Genomic DNA, 17,051 nt, shown 5'->3' with positions numbered 1-17,051 from the left:
CTCTCATCGCCCCTCTGCTCAAAACGCAGTACGATGTGAGTCCATCTGCCTGGTAGAGCGAGGATCCCGGTCATGCCGCCGCTGCGTGTCGCCAATTTGCTTGATACGGTCGAAGGTAGTCGTCTGCATTCAGGCGAATGTGCCCGCTGGCAGCGCTGGGGCCCCTATTTGAGCGAACGCCAATGGGGCACGGTGCGTGAGGATTACAGCGAAAACGGCACCGCATGGGACCATTTCCCGCACGATCAGGCACGCAGCCGCGCGTATCGCTGGGGCGAGGACGGCATAGCCGGCTTCGGCGACGACAAACTGAACTGGTGCGTTTCGCTCGCGCTCTGGAATGGCCGCGATCCGATCCTCAAGGAACGCCTGTTCGGCCTCACCAACGCCCAGGGCAATCACGGCGAGGACGTCAAGGAACTGTATTTCTACGTCGACGGCACGCCCACGCATTCCTATATGCGGATGCTGTATAAATATCCGCATGACGCGTATCCGTACACCGATCTGATCGAAGAGAATGCGCAACGCGGCGCGGACATGCCGGAGTACGAAGTGCTGGATACCGGCGTGTTCGACGACAACCGCTATTTCGACGTGCAGGTCGAATATGCCAAGCACACGCCCGAAGACATCGTGATGCGCGTGAGCGTCGAAAACCGCGCGGATCAGGCGGCAACGCTGAACGTCTTGCCGCACATCTGGGCGCGCAATACCTGGTCATGGAAGGCCAGCAAAGACCGTCCATCGCTGTCCCTGAAAACGGCGCGCGGCGAAACGCATCTGGTCGGGCATCAGCAGGGACATGACCCGATTGTCGTCACCGCGTGGTCGAAAGACGCGCCTGCGCTCACCTGGCTCTTTTGCGAGAACGACACCAACGTCAAACGTCTGTTCAATATGGACGGCGCGGGTCCCTTCAAGGACGGCATCAACGATTACATCGTGAACGGCGACCAGCACGCGGTGCGGTTCGACGCGGGCAGCAAGGCTGCCGCGCATGCACTGCTGGAGCTTGCGCCGCATGGCCGCGCGGTGGTGTATCTGCGCTGGCGGCCCGAGTGCGTGACCGACAACACCCCGCTCGATGCGGACGCACTGTTCGCGCGGCGCATCGCGGAAGCAGACGCATTTTATGCGGCGTTGCAACAAGACATGCCCGATCCCGACGCGCGCCTCGTGCAGCGTCAGGCGCTCGCCGGCATGTTGTGGTCGAAGCAGTACTACCAGTTCGACGTGCATCGCTGGCTGGAGGGCGACCCCGCTCAGCCCACACCGCCCGCTAGCCGCAAACGGGGCCGCAATATCGACTGGCGGCATCTGTGCAATGCGGACATCGTGTCGATGCCCGATAAGTGGGAATACCCATGGTATGCATCGTGGGATCTGGCGTTTCATGCCGCCGCGTTCGCGCTGATCGATCCGCAGTTTGCCAAGCGTCAGTTGCTGCTGCTGGTCAAAGACCGCTATCAGCATCCCAATGGGCAGTTGCCTGCTTACGAATGGGCCTTTGGCGATGCAAATCCGCCGGTTCACGCGTGGGCTGCGTGGCGTGTCTACGAAATCGACCGGGCGCTCACGGGCAAAGGCGATCGCGATTTCCTCGAACTCGTGTTCCACAAGCTGTTGCTGAATTTTTCATGGTGGGTGAACCGTAAAGACGCCGACGGGCACAACATTTTCCAGGGCGGGTTCCTTGGACTCGACAACATCGGTATCTTCGACCGCTCCTCGCCGTTACCGACCGGCGGCCATATCGATCAGGCGGACGGCACCGCGTGGATGGCGGCTTATGCACTCGACCTGATGCGCATCGCGCTGGAACTGGCGTTTGCGAATCACGTGTTCGTCGATATTGCCGTGAAGTTTTTCGAGCACTTCCTGTATATCGCCGAGGCAGTCAGTTGCGACGACGGCTGCGAGACGGGCCTGTGGGACAGCGCCGACGAGTTCTTCTACGACAAGCTGAGACTGCCCGATGGCACCAGCGAGCCTTTGCGCATGCGCTCGATCGTCGGCCTGATTCCACTCTTTGCGGTGCACGTGCTTGAAGAGCGGCTGCACGGTTCGCTGCCGGGATTGCGCGACCGGCTCATGTGGTTCCTCGAACACCGCCCGGATCTGGCGAAGCTCGTATCGCGCTGGAATGAACCCGGCAAGGGCAACAATTTGCTGCTGTCCCTGTTGCGCGGGCATCGAATGAAGGCGTTGTTACGGCGGGCGCTGGATGAAGCCGAATTTCTTTCCGATCATGGCGTGCGCGCCCTGTCGCGAGTGCATCGCGACCAGCCGTTCATCTATACGCATAACGGCCACAGCTTTTGCGTCAAGTATCAGCCGGCCGAATCGGATACGCGCGTATTCGGCGGCAATTCGAACTGGCGCGGGCCGGTATGGATGCCGGTCAACTATCTGCTGATCGAATCGCTCTACGAATTTCACCGCTATTACGGCGACGATTTTCGTGTCGAATATCCCACCGGCTCCGGCAAGAAGTTCTCGTTAAGCGAAATTGCCGATCAGCTCGCGCACCGCGCAACCACGCTGTTTCTCAAGGACAGCAACGGAGACCGCCCGGTGATGGGTGCCTACCCGTTGCTGCAGGCCGATCCGCGGTCGAGCGATCTCGTGCTGTTCCACGAGTATTTTCATGGCGACAGCGGGCGCGGGGTCGGCGCCTCGCATCAAACGGGCTGGACCGGACTGGTTGCGTTGTTGCTGCAACCTCGCGTAATGGGCGAGGCGGGCAATGTGCCGGTTGCAGGCGAAACCGAAATGGCGCTCGCCGCCAAGTAGCGGCACGTCGAAAGAATCCGGGGGAGTGGTCGCATCTGATGCATGACAGGATCACTGCGTGCAGGCGATTCGCGACTGTGATTGAACTGTGTGACTGCGAGCGTGGTCTTTTACGTATCGCCATGTTCGTTCCGTTGGCTTCCTTCAGTTAAGTGAACCTATGTCGACCACTCCGAACGCACCTGATTCAAGCTCCTCCGCTGCCAGCGCCAAACTGGATGCCGGACCGTCTTCGTCGACGCCGGCGGCGCCGGCAGGCAAGCACCCTGCGCCGCCTTGCACCCTCGTGATCTTCGGCGCCGGTGGCGATCTGACCAAACGCCTGCTGATGCCGTCGCTCTACAACCTCACCGTCGACGGCTTGCTCGACGAGCAGATGAAGATCATCGGCGTCAATCACGGTGAGCTCGAAACGAGTGCGTGGCGCGACGACCTCTTCAAGTCGTTGCAGCAATTCGCGGCGGACAAGGCCAGCACATTTCATACCTCGAAGCTCGATGAAAAGGCGTGGGGCTCGCTTGCGCAACGCCTCGAATACATGGCCGGCGAGTTCGAAAGCGACGATACCTTCAACCGGCTCAAGCAGAAGCTCGAGAAGGCACCGGGCGGCAATGTGGTGTTTTATCTCGCCGTCACTTCACGCTTCTTCAAGCCGATCGTCGAGCATCTCGGCCACGCGGGTTTGCTCAAGGAAGGCGAGGGTGGCGCGGGTTTTCACCGTATCGTGATCGAAAAACCGTTCGGCACCGACCTCGCGTCCGCGCGCGATCTCAACGAACACATCCTGACCTACGCGAAAGAAGAGCAGATCTATCGCATCGACCATTTCCTCGGCAAGGACACGGTGCAAAGCATTCTCGCGGTGCGCTTCGCAAACGCGCTGTTCGAGCCGGTGTGGCGGCGCGAGTACATCGAATGCGTGCAGATTACCGCGGCGGAAACCATCGGCGTGGAAGGGCGCGGCAAATTCTACGAGCAGACCGGCGCGTTTCGCGACATGCTGCCCAATCACCTGTTCCAGTTGCTCGGCATGGTTGCCATGGAACCGCCCAATTCCTTCGATGCAGAAGCCGTGCGTGACAAGAAGGCCGACATCTCGGATGCGATCCAGCCGTTGAAACCGGACGACGTGGTATTCGGGCAGTACGAGAAGGGTCCGGCGGGGCCGGGTTATCTCGAGGAACCCGACGTGGCGCCTGGCAGCAAGACGGAAACGTATGCAGCGGCGCGCGTGTTCATCGAAAACTGGCGCTGGGCCGGCGTGCCGTTTTATCTGCGCACGGGCAAGCGGCTCGCTGCGCGCCGCACGGAGATTTCGGTGCAATTGAAGGCGGTGCCGTTTCGCCTCTTTCGCGACACACCGGTTGATGCGCTGACGCCGAACATACTGACCTTGCGCATCGATCCGACGCACGGTACGAGCTTCGATTTCAACGTGAAAACGCCAGGTCCCTTGATGCAGATCGGCCCGGTGCAGTCGGCGTTCAACTACGGCGACTTTTTCGCGGAACGTCCCAATGTCGGCTACGAGACCTTGCTTTACGACTGCATGCTAGGCGACGCAACGCTGTTTCAGCGCGCCGATAGCATCGAGACGAGTTGGGCCGCAGTGGACACCGTGCTGCATCCGAAAGGCAATCCGCTGCCGGTGCACGGATATCCGGCGGGCAGTGCCGGTCCGGCCGAAGCCGATGCGTTGCTCGCGCGCGATGGGCACGCATGGCGACCGCTGCAAAAGGATGCAGATAGCAAGAAGTAAAACTCACACAAGGGGACCCAACGTGGCCACACGCAAGAGCAGCGTCAAAGGTAAAACAGGCAGCACACGCAAACCCGCGGCCAGCACCCACGCGCAAAACATTCTGGCAATCGATGTCGGCGGCACGGGCCTGAAGGCCGCGATCATCGACGCACACGGCAAGATGCTCACCGAGCGAGTGCGTGTCGCCACGCCGCATCCATGCACGCCTGAGCAACTGGTCGACACGCTCGTGAAGCTGGCCGAGCCGCTGATCGCGCAACATCCGCCGGCAAAAATCTCGATCGGTTTTCCAGGCGTCGTACGCAACAACCGCGTGCTCACCGCGCCGCATTTCGGTAACGAGGGCTGGCACGATATCCCGCTCGCCGAATCGCTTGCGACGCGACTGGGCGGCTTGCCGGTGCGCATGATCAACGACGCCGAGGTGCAGGGTTTTGCCGCGATCGAAGGGCACGGCATCGAATTCGTGCTGACGCTCGGAACCGGCGCGGGCACGGCGCTGTTCCGCGACGGCGAATTGATGCCGCACCTCGAACTTGCGCATCATCCCGTCAGCAAGAACCGCGCGTATGACGAGTACATTGGCGACGCGGCGCGTATGAAAGCGGGCGACAAGCGCTGGAATCGCCGCGTCGAGAAAATCATCGGCATTCTGGCTTCGCTCGTGAATTACGACAAGCTGTGGATTGGCGGCGGCAACGGCGCGCGTCTGACGTTCAGGTTGCCGGCCAATGTGGCTATCGTTTCCAACGACGCCGGCATCGAAGGCGGCGCAAAGCTTTGGCACCCGCGTTCGTTGCGTGAGACGCGGCAATTGCCGGATGCCACGCAACGTACGGGTATTTTCAAGTGATGGTTGCGGTTGCACGCAGAAGGTTGTGCGTGCAACCGCATACTGCGCATGGCGGTGACTTGACGATTAACGCGCGGCGTCGCCCCAGCGGTACTCGATGCTCGCATCGTCGAGCTGTGCCTTGAGTTCGGCGTCGAGCTGCAGATCCACCGCGCTGAGCGTGTCCGTGAGCTGATCCGGATTGCTTGCACCAATGATCGCCGAGGTGATCAGCGGATTCGCCAGCACCCACGCAACCGAGGTCTTCGTCAGCGACGCACCGGCTTGCCCGGCGATCGCGCGCAGCTTGTCGATGGTTTCGAATTCGCGTTTGTGCCAGTAGCGCTCCTGATACATCGCACCGGCCTTACCCACCGTCGCGGTGAAGCGCCCCGCCGCAGGCTGCGCGTCATGCTTGTGCTTACCGGTGAGCAAACCGCCCGCCAGCGGGTTGTAAGGGATGACGGCCAGGTGTTCTTCGCCGGCTAGCGGCAGCAGTTCGCGCTCGATCTGACGAAACAGCAGGTTGTAGCGCGGCTGCACGGAAACGAAGCGGGCCACGCGCAGTACATCTGCGCGTCCCAGGGCGCGTGCCAGACGATATGCCAGAAAATTCGACACACCGATATAGCGCGCCTTGCCGGATCGCACAATGATATCGAGTGCTTCGAGCGTCTCGTCGAGCGGTGTTTCAGGGTCGTCGGAGTGCAACTGATACAGATCGACGTAGTCGGTGCCGAGACGGCGCAGGGACGTGTCGATCGCGTCGAGCAGATGCTTGCGTGAGGCGCCCTGGTCCCACGGCGAAGGCCCCACCTTACCAACCGCCTTGGTCGCAACGATATAGCGGTCGCGTTTGCCTTTGAGCCAGCGGCCCACGATCTCTTCGGTACGGCCGGCCAGATCCTCGGTACCGCCTAGAGGATAGACGTCAGCCGTATCGATGAAATTGACGCCGGCGTCTGCCGCTTTGTCGAGGATGCTGTGTGAAACGCTTTCTTCGGTTTGTAAGCCGAACGTCATTGTGCCAAGACATAGACGTGAAACACTCAGGCCGGTGCGGCCAAACTTACGGTATTGCATGGTGGGACTCCGCGAGAGGGAAGGGATGCCGAATGCGTCAGACAAAAAGCATAACGCGGATCGACAACATTCGCTGGCGCTCCCTTAAACCTTAAACCTCAGGCCTTAGACCTTAAGCCTTAAACCTTTAGTCAGAAACCGCTGGCACCGCTGTCTGCGTCACCGCATTCTCATGCTTGCCGAAATGCAGTGCGACGCCAGCGAGGCCGGCTGCGCATGCAAGTCCCAGCACCACGAACACTTCGCTCGTCGAGAGACAGCTCGTCAGCACCGCGCCAATGCAAGGCGCAACGAACTGCGTCAGCATGCCCGCGGACTGAAGCGCTGCGCTGGCACTCGCCACCTGATCCGGCAGGCGCCGCGCAATAAATAACCTGCATTTGACGCGAAAGCGCGCGCCGACCAGACCGGTCGCAAAGAACGCCAGCGCGAGCAGGCACTCGGCCGGACGCAGCGGCAACTGAAAGATGCCGCCTATGGCGACGAATACGCCGCACGTCGCGAGGCCGGGGACAACCAGCGCGGCGACGCCGGCTCGCTGCGCGTTTTGTGCCACTGGCACCAGGCTGGCAAGCACGCCGCCGAGCGCCGAAACCGAAACAAGAATACCCAGCACCGACTTGTCGAAGCCGAAGTTCTTGAGCATCAGCGGGAACTGATTGTTGATGGCGGCGGCAAGCGCGAAGTAAATACCGACGCAAAGCAGAAGCGGCATGACGGGGCCCGTATAGCGCACACGCGGCGCGACTTCGTCGGCGGGCGCCGGTTCGCGTGCCGCCTCGGCACGCACAGAAGACAGCAGCATCAGGACGATCGCGGCGGCGATGAAGACCATTGAAACGAGCATCGTGTGATTGTCGCCCGACCATGCCGCGACGAGCCCGCCGGCGGCGGGCGCGCCAATCTTGGCGACGCTTTGCGCCAGCGTCAGAAGCCGGAAAGCGCGGCTTTGCTGCGCCTCGGCAACGCTGGTCGTGACATAGCGGGTTTCGGAGGGATCGGTGAATCCCAAAGCCGCTGACTTCACCGCGATTGCGGCGAGGAAGGCAACGAAGTTGCCGACCCATAGCAACGCCGCCGTCGTGCCGAGCGTAACCGCTAGCGCGGCGACCAGCACCCGCGTGCTTGCGTGGCGGCCGCAGACATCGCTGATGACCTTCGTAAGCAAGATTGGCGGCAGCAGCAACGCGGCGCTCAGGATCACCAGGTCGAACGGCGTGGCGTTGAACCGATAGGTGGCGATGTTCAGGATCGCGAGGAAGTTGATCCATCCACCAAAGCTTGCAAAGAAACTACCGGTGAGGAAAACACAAAAGCGGCGATTGCTCGACATATTCACTCGCGGGTCGTAAAGGGTTGAGAGTCGTCGCGGTCTCGCCTGCAACGACAAGACGCAACAAGTCCTTCGAAGCATTTCGAATAGAAAAATAAGGGATACTAAAAAATCAGGGCGAGACGAAGCGAACCCCGGATTGCTCGAGGGTTCAATGCTGCTTGCTTACGGGTCGTACCGGATGATGCGGGATCTTGCCGATCGTCGAGATGCCGGCGTCTAGAACAACGCCGGCTGCTGCGCGGAGACCATTGGCACGACGTTGAGTTCGTCGAGCCGCAGGCGCGCTTTTGCGAGATCGTGAAGCACTTGCCTTTGTAACCATGTTTCAGCGCCGCCGCCGAACGCCTTGTCGAGCCGCAGCGCCATCTCGGGTGAGATGCCTGCCTTGCCGCTCAACAGGTTCGTTAGAGCCTGGCGACTGACGCCCAAAACCGTCGCACCCTGGGTGACGGACAAATTGAACCGCTCAAGGCAGTTCTGGCGGACGGTCACGCCCGGGTGGATGAATTCTGGATCGGCCATGGACTGAACAATATCGACGAATGGGAGATTCGTCAACTGACAAGCGCTGCTTGTCATAGAGGCCGGGGGGCGACCGTATCGGCGGGTACCCCCTGTGCGGGCGAGATCTGAAAATCGCTTAGGATAATTGAATGAATGGAAAAGAAGATCCTGACGGCAACCGCATGAGCAGGCGTTAGAACTGCGGCGCCACACCGTCCTTTTCGACGAACAGCACGTGTGCGTCATACACGCCGCTCGCACCCCGCGTCACCACGAGGAACACTTTCCTCCCCGCCGTCAGGTCCGCTCGGCTCGCCGGAACCGGCGTCACGACGGGCACGTTTTCCGGCACGGTCACCGTGCTGGTGCCACCCTTGTACGACAGGTTCAGCTCACGTCCGCTGGTGCCGGTAACAACCGACACCACGTTCGCATTCGTCATCGTGCTTTGGGGGCCGAAGTCATAAGCGAAATGCCCTTCGGCCGTGCCGCGTGCCGCGTCGGGAAACACGATCATCGAAGTGGCGGTCAATTTCCCGTCGCTGCCCATGAGCGCGGGTGTCCCTACATACGTACCGACTTTGGCGTCGGAAAGCCTGGCGGGCTTGAGAGCCGATACCCCGAGGTCCGGCTTGACGTCCACCGACACGTTGTCGCCGCTGTTGCGGTGCACGGTCAGCATTTCTCCCTGAAACGACACGATGTCGCCGCGAATCCGCTCCGGTTTGACGTCGGGCGTTTGCGCAAAACACGCGCTCGAAAACACAACGGCAGCGAACAGGACACCTGGTTTGCAATGAATCGACACGAGTAACTCCATCTACATGAACGGAACGAACGGGATTGAATCGGGACGCCGGGCATTTGTGCACGCCACGATTGCCGGTGAAATGTCGCTGGCGGCAGGCCTGGTGTGCCACGGGGCGCGAGCGATTCAGGGGAGCTGATTCTTCATGCCCAGCACGTCGATCGACTCGATTGAAGGGGGGCTTGCCAGCATGTCGTCGGCGTGCGCCATCAGGGCGTGGGCGATGTTGCCGCTCAGGTGTGCATGGCGATCGTCTTCACCCGCAAAAGCGTCGAAGATGCCGAAGGTCGTCGGCGACAGCTTGAGGGCAAGCCAGATCGGCGTGGTCACCTCCCGCCTGGCCATTTCAAGGCCCGCGCCAAGAAAGTCTGCTACTGCCTGCTCCTTTCCTGGTTTGGCTTCAAGTCGGACAAATAGCGCCTTGCTGATCATCTTCGTTCTCCAGTGTCCGCGTGAGGGTTCACGCGGTGAGCGACACTGTACAAACAGAGTGCACCGGAGAATACTGTCCCAATCGACAATTTTGGTATCAATCCGGCCATGCGAATTTTTGTGCTCGCGCTCGAGGGACTGTTCGATAGCGGTCTCACCACCATGCTCGATGCCTTCATGATGGCCAACAGTCTTGCTTGTGCGACGGGCATGAGGTCAGCGGGCTTCGACATCACCGTGGCGGGGATGCGGCCGCAGGTGCATACCCAGCTTGGCATGCAAGTGCCCGTACGCGATATGACGGGCGCGCCGGCCCCGGATTGGGTCGTCCTGCCGGCACTCAACCGCACCACGGCCGAGGCGCTCGTGCCTGTGCTCGGACGGGACGATGTGGTCGATGCACTCGCTGCTTTGCGCGCGTGGCGCAGTGGCGGCGCCCGCATTGCGGCCGCCTGTACGGGCACCTTCGTGCTGGCTGAAAGCGGCTTGCTCGACGGGGGCGAAGCCACCACCACCTGGTGGCTCTCGCCGCTGTTCCGGCAGCGTTACCCGAAGGTGCACCTGGACGCGCATCGCATTGTCGTTCCCAGCGGCAGTGTGTTGACGGCAGGCGCGGCCTTGAGCCACCTCGATCTTGCACTCTGGTTGATCCGCAATAACAGTCCCGAGCTTGCGGCGCTGGTGGCCAGGTACCTCGTATTCGACGCGCGGCTGTCCCAGTCTGCTTATGCGATCTCCGATCACCTGTCCCACTCGGACCCGCTCGTCGAGCGGTTCGACCGCTGGGTGCGGGAACATCTCGACGCGGCAATCACGCTCGATGCCGCCGCCGATGCCCTGGCAACCAGCAAGCGGACGTTGACGCGCCGCCTTAACGAGGTGCTGGGCAAGACGCCCGTCGAGTACATCCAGGATTTGCGGATCGAGCGCGCCGTCCATCTGCTCAAGACGAGCAAGCTCACCGTCGATCGTATTGCCGAGCAGGTCGGCTATGCGGACGGCGTCACATTACGAACCTTGCTGCGGCGCCGGATCGGCAAGGGAGTCCGTGAGCTGCGGTCGTCGTGAACCGGCTTTTGGGTAGAGTCGGACAGCTTCCAGGCGGCACATAAACGACCCCTAAGCAGCACCTAAGCAGCACCTAAGCAGCACCTAAGCAGCACCGGCTGCGGCCCGCATCTCGGCCAGCAGTGCGTCGCCCGACCACGAAGGCCGCACGTTGGCTCGCTCGGCGTCGTGCACGAGCTCGCAGAGCCGTGCGTTGACCGGTGCGCCTCGCCCAAGGCGTTGGGCGAGGCGCACGACCTCGCCGTTGATCCAGTCGACTTCCGTGGCGCGCCCTGCGGCGAGGTCGTCGGACATCGACGAGCGCGCGAGTGGATCGATCGTCAGCATCGCGCGGCCGAGCCGTTCGAATAACGCATCGGGCACGCTCAGAACATGCGGTATCCAGGAGGTGGGCAGCGGCGTCACCTTGACTGGCCGTATGCCCGCCTGCTTCAGAAGCGCGAGCGCTTCTTTCTGTGCCATGGCGAGACAGCGCCGGTAAGCGCGTTGCGAGAGTTCCTCTTTCAAAGGACGGTTCGCTAGCGCGTTGATGGCATTGTTGAGATTGAGCAGCAGCTTCGCCCACTGCACCGGCAACATATCGGCGTGCTGAATCAGCGGCAGCCCCGCTTTCCTGAACTCGTCGACGAACGCCTGCATGGCCGGCGCATGCCTGATCTCCAGCTCGCCGCCCGAACCCTGATGAAATGCGCCAGGGCCGCGTTCGACGACATTGAACGGCACCATCCCTTCCAGTACCGTGTGTTGGGGCAGCGCGGCGCGCAGCACGTCCGCATTGCCAATGCCGTTCTGAAAGCTCACCACAACCGTACCGGGGCGCAGCACGTTCGCCAGTTCCGCCGCGGCTGTGGGCGTCGCGGCAGACTTGACGGTGACGAGCACGAGGTCGGCGGCTGCAGCGCTGGCAGCATCCGTCGACACGTCGGTCCGCTCTCGCGGCACATGCCAGCGGCTATCGTCGTGGCGCGACAGCGTGATGCCTTGATTGCGCAACTGGTCGGCCACGCGTGCACGTCCAATGAAACTGACGTCGCTACCCCCGGCAAGAAGCCGTCCGCCGACGTAGCAACCAATCGAGCCGGCGCCGTAGATATAGATTTTTGCCATACAGGTTCTCACGTGACCTACCCATTACATCCGCGCTGCGTCGAATCGGCAAGCGCGGCCCATGACGCCTGATACACGCTTAAGCCGTTCGCGCAGCACATGTCATCAGACGCAGTGCGGTGTGCGAACGGACCGCGTGAGTCATCAGTCAGCATATCCCGGGTTACGACGGTCGAGCCGACGCAGCAATCCGGGCCACACTAGCGCGCCCGGCGTGACGCCGCGTGTAGCCACCTTGATCTGATCCTTGATGCCGTCGAGCAGCGGTTGTGCGATCGAGGTCAGCTTTGCGCCACCCGACTGGGCACGCACCTGAATCATGCAAGACGCTTCAAAGAAGTACATGGCGACGAAGGCGTCGGCCGGCGTTGCGCCGACTGTCAGCAGGCCATGGTTGCGCAGCATCAGATAAGTGTTGGTGCCGAGGTCTTGAACGAGACGAGGCTTCTCGGCTTCATTGAGGGCGATGCCCTCGTAGTCGTGGTAGCCGAGCGACGCCAACACACCCAGCGACTGCTGGGAGAGCGGCAGCAAGCCCGCTTCCTGCGCCGACACGGCGGTGCCGTTGACCGAGTGAGTGTGCATCACGCAAAGGGCGTCTTCGCGGGCCGCATGCACGGCGCTATGGATGGTGAAGCCAGCCGGATTGACGTCATACGGGGATTCGGAAACCTTGCGGCCGTCGAGGTCGATCTTGACCAGCGAAGACGCGGTGATCTCGTCGAACATCATGCCGTACGGGTTGATCAGGAAATGGTGTTCGGGGCCGGGCACGCGCGCCGAGATGTGGGTAAACACCAGATCGTCCCACCCAAACAGCGCCGTGAGACGGTAGGTCGCCGCGAGATTGACGCGCGCTTCCCATTCGGCGGCCGAAACGTCGTTCTTCAGACTGACAGCAGATGAGGCCATGTCGACACTCCTTATTCGATGGTTCAAGTAATGAAATAACCCGGAACAACGCTGGACAGCACCCTGCGAAATCGCCCATTCGGTCCTTGCGGTGCAACGCCTGTCGCAAGGATCAACGTCATTGCGTCGTCCGATGCGAGTCCCCATGATGTTCGCGAACCCGCCTAAAATCTGTCAGATACACGACAGGTCGACGCGCCAATGGAATCCAGCAGCCTGAATCGCTACCGGTTACAACTCGAAACGACCTCGTGGTTTCGGGGCCTGCCCGTCGAACTGCGCGACTACCTGATCTGCCATGCCAATCTGGTCACGCTGGAGAAGGGCCAATATCTATATCGGCGCGGCGAGCAGTCTTATGGCCTGTATGCCGTGCTGGGCGGCGCACTCGCTTTCGGCACCGTCGGGATGGATGGCAAGGAGGCCTTGCTGGCCGTGCTCGGACCGACTGCATGGGTGGGGGAAATCTCGCTGTTCGACGGGCTGCCACGCCCCAACGACGCCACTGCCGTCAGCAGAACGCTGTTGCTGCATGTGCCTGAAGCCGCGCTGCAAGAGCTGCTCGATTCCACGCCTCGTTATTGGCGCAACTTCGCGTTGCTGATGGCGCAAAGGCTGCGGGTTTCGTTCGAGAACAGCGAAGCCATCGCATTGTTGCCAGCGGCGCAACGCGTAGCGAACCGTTTGCTGATGATCGCCGGCGGCTATAGCGGTCTGAATGCTGCGCAGAGCAGAATCAGGCTCTCGCAAGACAGCCTCGCTTCAATGGTCGCGCTGTCGCGACAGACCACGAACCAGTTGCTCAGGAACCTCGAAAATCAGCGGATAGTCAGCCTGAAATCCGGAGAAATTGCCATTCTGGATTTTGACCGGCTGCGCGCAGCCAGCCTCGGCGAGCCCGACGCATGACCGTCACGCCGTTTCGTCAGTGAATGACGCATCCGGAACGCGTAGTGAGCATGGTCCCGGGTTAGCCCCCTTTGTGCAGACAATTGCCCGGCACCGCGCGAACACGCCGGTTCGCAGGGAACGATGCAATTGTAAAAATTGACTTGCCTACAAAACGCATTCAGCTGGCCGTAATAGACGGTCAGCAGTGCCACTGCCAGCCGCATTGACGGTCGGCACGTCCCAGTTCAATTGCAAGTCAACACTTCACGCACAGAGCCACGCGAGTGAACCTACAATCCATTGCAGTCAAATTAAGCCTTATTTTTGGCGCAGCGCTCGCGGCCACGATTCTCGCCATCACGGTCTTCGCGACGCTCAACGTGCGCCGCGAGGCAGTCGACAGCTTCAATGACGCAAGCAACGGGCAGATTCGCCAGATCGATGCGAGTCTGCGGGACACTTTCAAGCGGATCCACGACAACGTCACGTTTCTCGCCGACGCGCCGGTGGTTCAATCGGCCAACGAGTCGCTGACGAACTATCTGACGCACGGCGGCCAGATGACGCCGGACACCAACGGCGGCGCGGAAACCGACATCTTCCACGAGTTGCAGCGCTTCGGCGATAGTCATCCGGATCTGCAATACGTGTATGTCGGCACCAAGTGGGGCGGCTACGTGCAGTGGCCTAAGGGCAAGTTCACGAGCGATCATTACGATCCGCGAGAACGTCCGTGGTTCACGCAGGGCATGCAGGCTGCGGGCGAGGTCCACCGCACCGCTGCCTATGCCAACTCGGGGGGCGACAAGAACGTCATCATCAGCTTCGTGCGTACGGTTCATGATGCCCAGGGCAAGCCGCTCGGCGTGCTCGGGATGGATATCTCGCTGGACGGCTTTGCGAAATCGATCGAACAGGTGCGCTTTGGCGAGACCGGATATCTGATGGTCGTCGAAGATAGCGGCACCGTGCTGGTCGATCCGCGCGAGCCTGCTCACAGCTTCAAGCCGCTCAAGGATCTCGGCGATGGCTACGCGGAACTCGCCGGACTCGACAACGGAACGCACTCGGTCGTCATCGACGGCAAGCGCTTCGACAGCGTGATCTACACGTCACCGCAACTCGGCTGGAAATACATCGGACTGATTCCCCATACGGAGATGATGGCGTCGGCCAATCGCCTGAGCGCGATCCTGGTCGGGGCGGGCCTGCTTGCGCTCGTGATGGCGCTGGTGTTGACCACGGCGCTCGGCCGACGGCTGACCGCACCGTTGCGGCAGGTATCGAACGGCATGCAGGACATTGCTTCCGGCGACGGCGATCTGACCCAGCGTTTGCCGGTCACGAGCGAGGACGAGGTAGGCGTACTGGCCGCGCAGTTCAACGCCTTCGTCGAAAAGCTCAACGGCGTGCTGCTGGACGTGCGCGCCAACAGCGAGTCGTTGCGCGTGGCCACTGGCGAGATTTCGGCGGGCAACGCGGATCTGTCCGCGCGTACCGAACAACAGGCGGCCGCCCTCGAGGAAACGGCGGCCAGCATGGAAGAGCTGACCGCCGCCGTCAAACAGAACGCCGAGAGCGCGCGGCATGCCAGCTCACTGGCGGCCAACGCGTCGGCGGTGGCGCGCCGCAGTAACGACGTGGTGGAGCGAGTGGTCGATACGATGAGCGACATCAGCCAGAGCTCGAGCCGCATCGCGGATATCACGGGCATCATCGAAGGCATCGCGTTCCAGACCATTATTCGAATGTTGGTCGCAAAGCTATACCAGTCTTGGCGCGACGTAAAACGGCTGATCCTAGCCCGCCACGCAGCCCGCCACACAGCTTGCGCGGCGTAGCGCGGCTCCACCCATTCCGGCAAGCAAAAAAACGCCCCATGAGGTAGCGCGGTCGTCTGTTGGATATCGTATTCGACGGTTGATGTCGCCGCTTGTTGACATCATTTACTTAAGCCTTATCCTTCAATGGCATCATTAGCCATCGAAGACGATAAACATGACAGACAAGCTTGAATTAGGCCGCTCCGCGTACCGTCGCCTCCAACGCTCAAAACGGGTATTCGCAAATTTGTGCGAGCGTATTCAGTGCGGGGACAGCGTGACGCTTTTTCGACTTGAGAGAGCCGCGCGTGTATTGGAAAGGCGCTTTCAGCGATTCTGCGACTTGTATCCATGCGGCAACGGAGGGATCGGCAGGTGCGAGTCAGCTCCAACCATGCGGAGGCAATCCGTCTGTTCCATCTGATGTTGCCCCGCCCAGGGTCGTCACTCCATCCGACTCAAGACTACTGAGGTCTGCGAACGGATAAGGTTGGTGCCTCTGCCAAATCATTTGGAGGATGACGTATGCGGTACGACATGGGCAGTACGCCCGAGCTTACTCGTCTGCTTTTGTCGGCTTTCACGGAGATACCGCAGCCGGCCATAGAGACGTCGCTTCAGCGTTATCTCTGGCGGCTTATCCGCTTCGACTATGCGGAGCACTTGGCGGACGCGTTAGACGACGTACGTACGGGGGCGACCGGCGATTTTCTCTACCACAAGGCGAGCGGCTTAATCTTCGCGCATGTCGAGTATGGCTATCACCGGGTATTGCTTGCACATCTCTGCGCCCTGCGCAAGACAGATCTTTCCCGCGAGCACGTAGAATGGAGCGTGCGCCGGCTCGGGTACATGGATCCGCTCAGACAGCTTGCAGACGACTGCGTACTTGAGGGAGACGCCTTGTTTCGGTCGTCCCTCTCGAAGCGTGCGCACATCACGGTCGGGCGGGCCTTCAAATGGGAGCCGCTTGAGCGAGCCGCTTTTGGTCATTTCGAACAAGATCTCATTTGAACCTGACGCCCTCCGCGCTTCAAATTTGGGCTTGCGACCGTCCGTAAATGGCGGCGATTGGACCGTTTTCCGATCGGGAGCCGAACGACCCTCAACCGACGGACAGGTTTGGGTCGCGTGCCGCCGATAGCCGGCTTGTGAGGTTCGAGCTAAATATGCATTTCGCATGAGGCGACACTCGGCCATGAAGGGACAGTCGTCCGGCGCCACCGAATGGCCGATCATTGCGTCATGCCAGCCATTTAGAGCGTTGGAGAATCGGATAAATGGCTGGGAGGTTTCCTGCCGTGCATAGGCATCAGGGCACAGGGTTACGAATTGAGCAAGTCATCGACAATACGTCGTCCCGCACTATAGCCGCCCATGAGCGCGTCGGCTTCACTGAGAAATGGCTTGCCTTGGGATTCGCCAAAACGGAGCGGGGAGAACACGGCAACAGAGGCACCGGCCTTGCTGATCCTCACGACCGCCACAAAGCCGACGCTGGTTGTTGCCTTGGGTCCGGCCTTCCAACTGAAGTCAGTCTCAACGGCCACCTCAATGTCGAATCCGTGATAGTGATAAGTGCGGCTCATCCGATTGCCCTGTCCACCTGGGCGGCAATCCGGGAAGGATTGAGCGCTACGCTCTTCTCACCCAACACATCGGCAAATCCGTGCGCTGATAACAGCGCGATCAACGAT

15 protein-coding genes and 1 pseudogene are annotated in these 17,051 nt (G+C 61.0%); 7 read left to right on the top strand and 9 right to left on the bottom strand.

Annotated elements, in window-relative coordinates; genetic code table 11:
- Positions 1-72 precede the first annotated feature (72 nt).
- The 3 genes from VGH41_RS09125 to VGH41_RS09115 all read left to right on the top strand — a co-directional run bounded on the left by VGH41_RS09125 (position 73) and on the right by VGH41_RS09115 (position 5,411).
- A complete protein-coding gene (locus tag VGH41_RS09125; RefSeq protein WP_331597059.1) occupies positions 73-2,796 on the top strand; it encodes an MGH1-like glycoside hydrolase domain-containing protein in 2,724 nt (907 codons plus the stop codon).
- Between the two features lie 160 nt (positions 2,797-2,956).
- Positions 2,957-4,555: a glucose-6-phosphate dehydrogenase gene (gene zwf / locus VGH41_RS09120; RefSeq protein ID WP_331597058.1), complete on the top strand. Its 1,599-nt coding sequence runs from the start codon at positions 2,957-2,959 to the stop codon at positions 4,553-4,555.
- 100 nt (positions 4,556-4,655) lie between these two features.
- On the top strand, positions 4,656-5,411 hold the full coding sequence (locus VGH41_RS09115) for an ROK family protein (protein WP_331597104.1): 756 nt from the start codon (positions 4,656-4,658) through the stop codon (positions 5,409-5,411).
- A 66-nt stretch (positions 5,412-5,477) separates the two neighbouring features.
- Here the strand turns inward: VGH41_RS09115 and VGH41_RS09110 are convergent, their stop codons facing one another.
- The 5 genes from VGH41_RS09110 to VGH41_RS09090 all read right to left on the bottom strand — a co-directional run bounded on the left by VGH41_RS09110 (position 5,478) and on the right by VGH41_RS09090 (position 9,553).
- Positions 5,478-6,473: an aldo/keto reductase gene (locus VGH41_RS09110; RefSeq protein ID WP_331597057.1), complete on the bottom strand. Its 996-nt coding sequence runs from the start codon at positions 6,471-6,473 to the stop codon at positions 5,478-5,480.
- Positions 6,474-6,600: 127 nt separating this feature from the next.
- Positions 6,601-7,806: an MFS transporter gene (locus tag VGH41_RS09105; protein ID WP_331597056.1), complete on the bottom strand. Its 1,206-nt coding sequence runs from the start codon at positions 7,804-7,806 to the stop codon at positions 6,601-6,603.
- A 219-nt stretch (positions 7,807-8,025) separates the two neighbouring features.
- The gene (locus VGH41_RS09100) at positions 8,026-8,331 is read right to left on the bottom strand and encodes a HigA family addiction module antitoxin (RefSeq protein ID WP_331597055.1); all 306 of its coding nucleotides are present in this window, start codon (positions 8,329-8,331) and stop codon (positions 8,026-8,028) included.
- Between the two features lie 175 nt (positions 8,332-8,506).
- Positions 8,507-9,121, bottom strand: a complete 615-nt coding sequence (locus tag VGH41_RS09095) for a hypothetical protein (protein WP_331597054.1) — start codon at positions 9,119-9,121, stop codon at positions 8,507-8,509.
- A gap of 126 nt (positions 9,122-9,247) precedes the next feature.
- Positions 9,248-9,553 (bottom strand): antibiotic biosynthesis monooxygenase, encoded by a 306-nt coding sequence (locus tag VGH41_RS09090; protein ID WP_331597053.1) that lies wholly within the window; start codon positions 9,551-9,553, stop codon positions 9,248-9,250.
- A gap of 108 nt (positions 9,554-9,661) precedes the next feature.
- Here VGH41_RS09090 and VGH41_RS09085 point away from each other — a divergent pair, with 108 nt between their 5' ends.
- Complete coding sequence (locus VGH41_RS09085) at positions 9,662-10,621, top strand: GlxA family transcriptional regulator (protein WP_331597052.1); 960 nt, start codon at positions 9,662-9,664, stop codon at positions 10,619-10,621.
- 84 nt (positions 10,622-10,705) lie between these two features.
- On the opposite strand, the gene VGH41_RS09080 is transcribed toward VGH41_RS09085, so the two are convergent.
- Positions 10,706-11,728: a 2-dehydropantoate 2-reductase gene (locus VGH41_RS09080; RefSeq protein WP_331597051.1), complete on the bottom strand. Its 1,023-nt coding sequence runs from the start codon at positions 11,726-11,728 to the stop codon at positions 10,706-10,708.
- Between the two features lie 144 nt (positions 11,729-11,872).
- Positions 11,873-12,640, bottom strand: coding sequence for a class II aldolase/adducin family protein (locus tag VGH41_RS09075; RefSeq protein ID WP_331597050.1), 768 nt, complete (start codon positions 12,638-12,640; stop codon positions 11,873-11,875).
- A gap of 201 nt (positions 12,641-12,841) precedes the next feature.
- Between VGH41_RS09075 and VGH41_RS09070 the strand changes: the two genes are divergently transcribed.
- The 3 genes from VGH41_RS09070 to VGH41_RS09060 all read left to right on the top strand — a co-directional run bounded on the left by VGH41_RS09070 (position 12,842) and on the right by VGH41_RS09060 (position 16,368).
- Complete coding sequence (locus tag VGH41_RS09070) at positions 12,842-13,549, top strand: Crp/Fnr family transcriptional regulator (RefSeq protein WP_331597049.1); 708 nt, start codon at positions 12,842-12,844, stop codon at positions 13,547-13,549.
- 266 nt (positions 13,550-13,815) lie between these two features.
- On the top strand, positions 13,816-15,372 hold the full coding sequence (locus VGH41_RS09065) for a methyl-accepting chemotaxis protein (protein ID WP_331597048.1): 1,557 nt from the start codon (positions 13,816-13,818) through the stop codon (positions 15,370-15,372).
- Positions 15,373-15,879: 507 nt separating this feature from the next.
- A complete protein-coding gene (locus VGH41_RS09060) occupies positions 15,880-16,368 on the top strand; it encodes a hypothetical protein (RefSeq protein ID WP_331597047.1) in 489 nt (162 codons plus the stop codon).
- A 311-nt stretch (positions 16,369-16,679) separates the two neighbouring features.
- Here VGH41_RS09060 and VGH41_RS09055 read toward each other — a convergent pair whose 3' ends face one another.
- Together VGH41_RS09055 and VGH41_RS09050 are read right to left on the bottom strand one after the other, a co-directional pair.
- Positions 16,680-16,943 (bottom strand): hypothetical protein, encoded by a 264-nt coding sequence (locus VGH41_RS09055; protein ID WP_331597046.1) that lies wholly within the window; start codon positions 16,941-16,943, stop codon positions 16,680-16,682.
- Positions 16,943-17,051: pseudogene (locus VGH41_RS09050) on the bottom strand (MgtC/SapB family protein); the annotation flags it as partial. The pseudogene VGH41_RS09050 and the gene VGH41_RS09055, both read right to left, overlap by 1 nt.

Origin of the sequence: Paraburkholderia sp., from assembly GCF_036488795.1 — a bacterium.
GTDB lineage: Bacteria > Pseudomonadota > Gammaproteobacteria > Burkholderiales > Burkholderiaceae > Paraburkholderia.
Note: the sequence above shows the minus strand (reverse complement) of the source record. Positions and strands in the feature narration are given on the sequence as shown.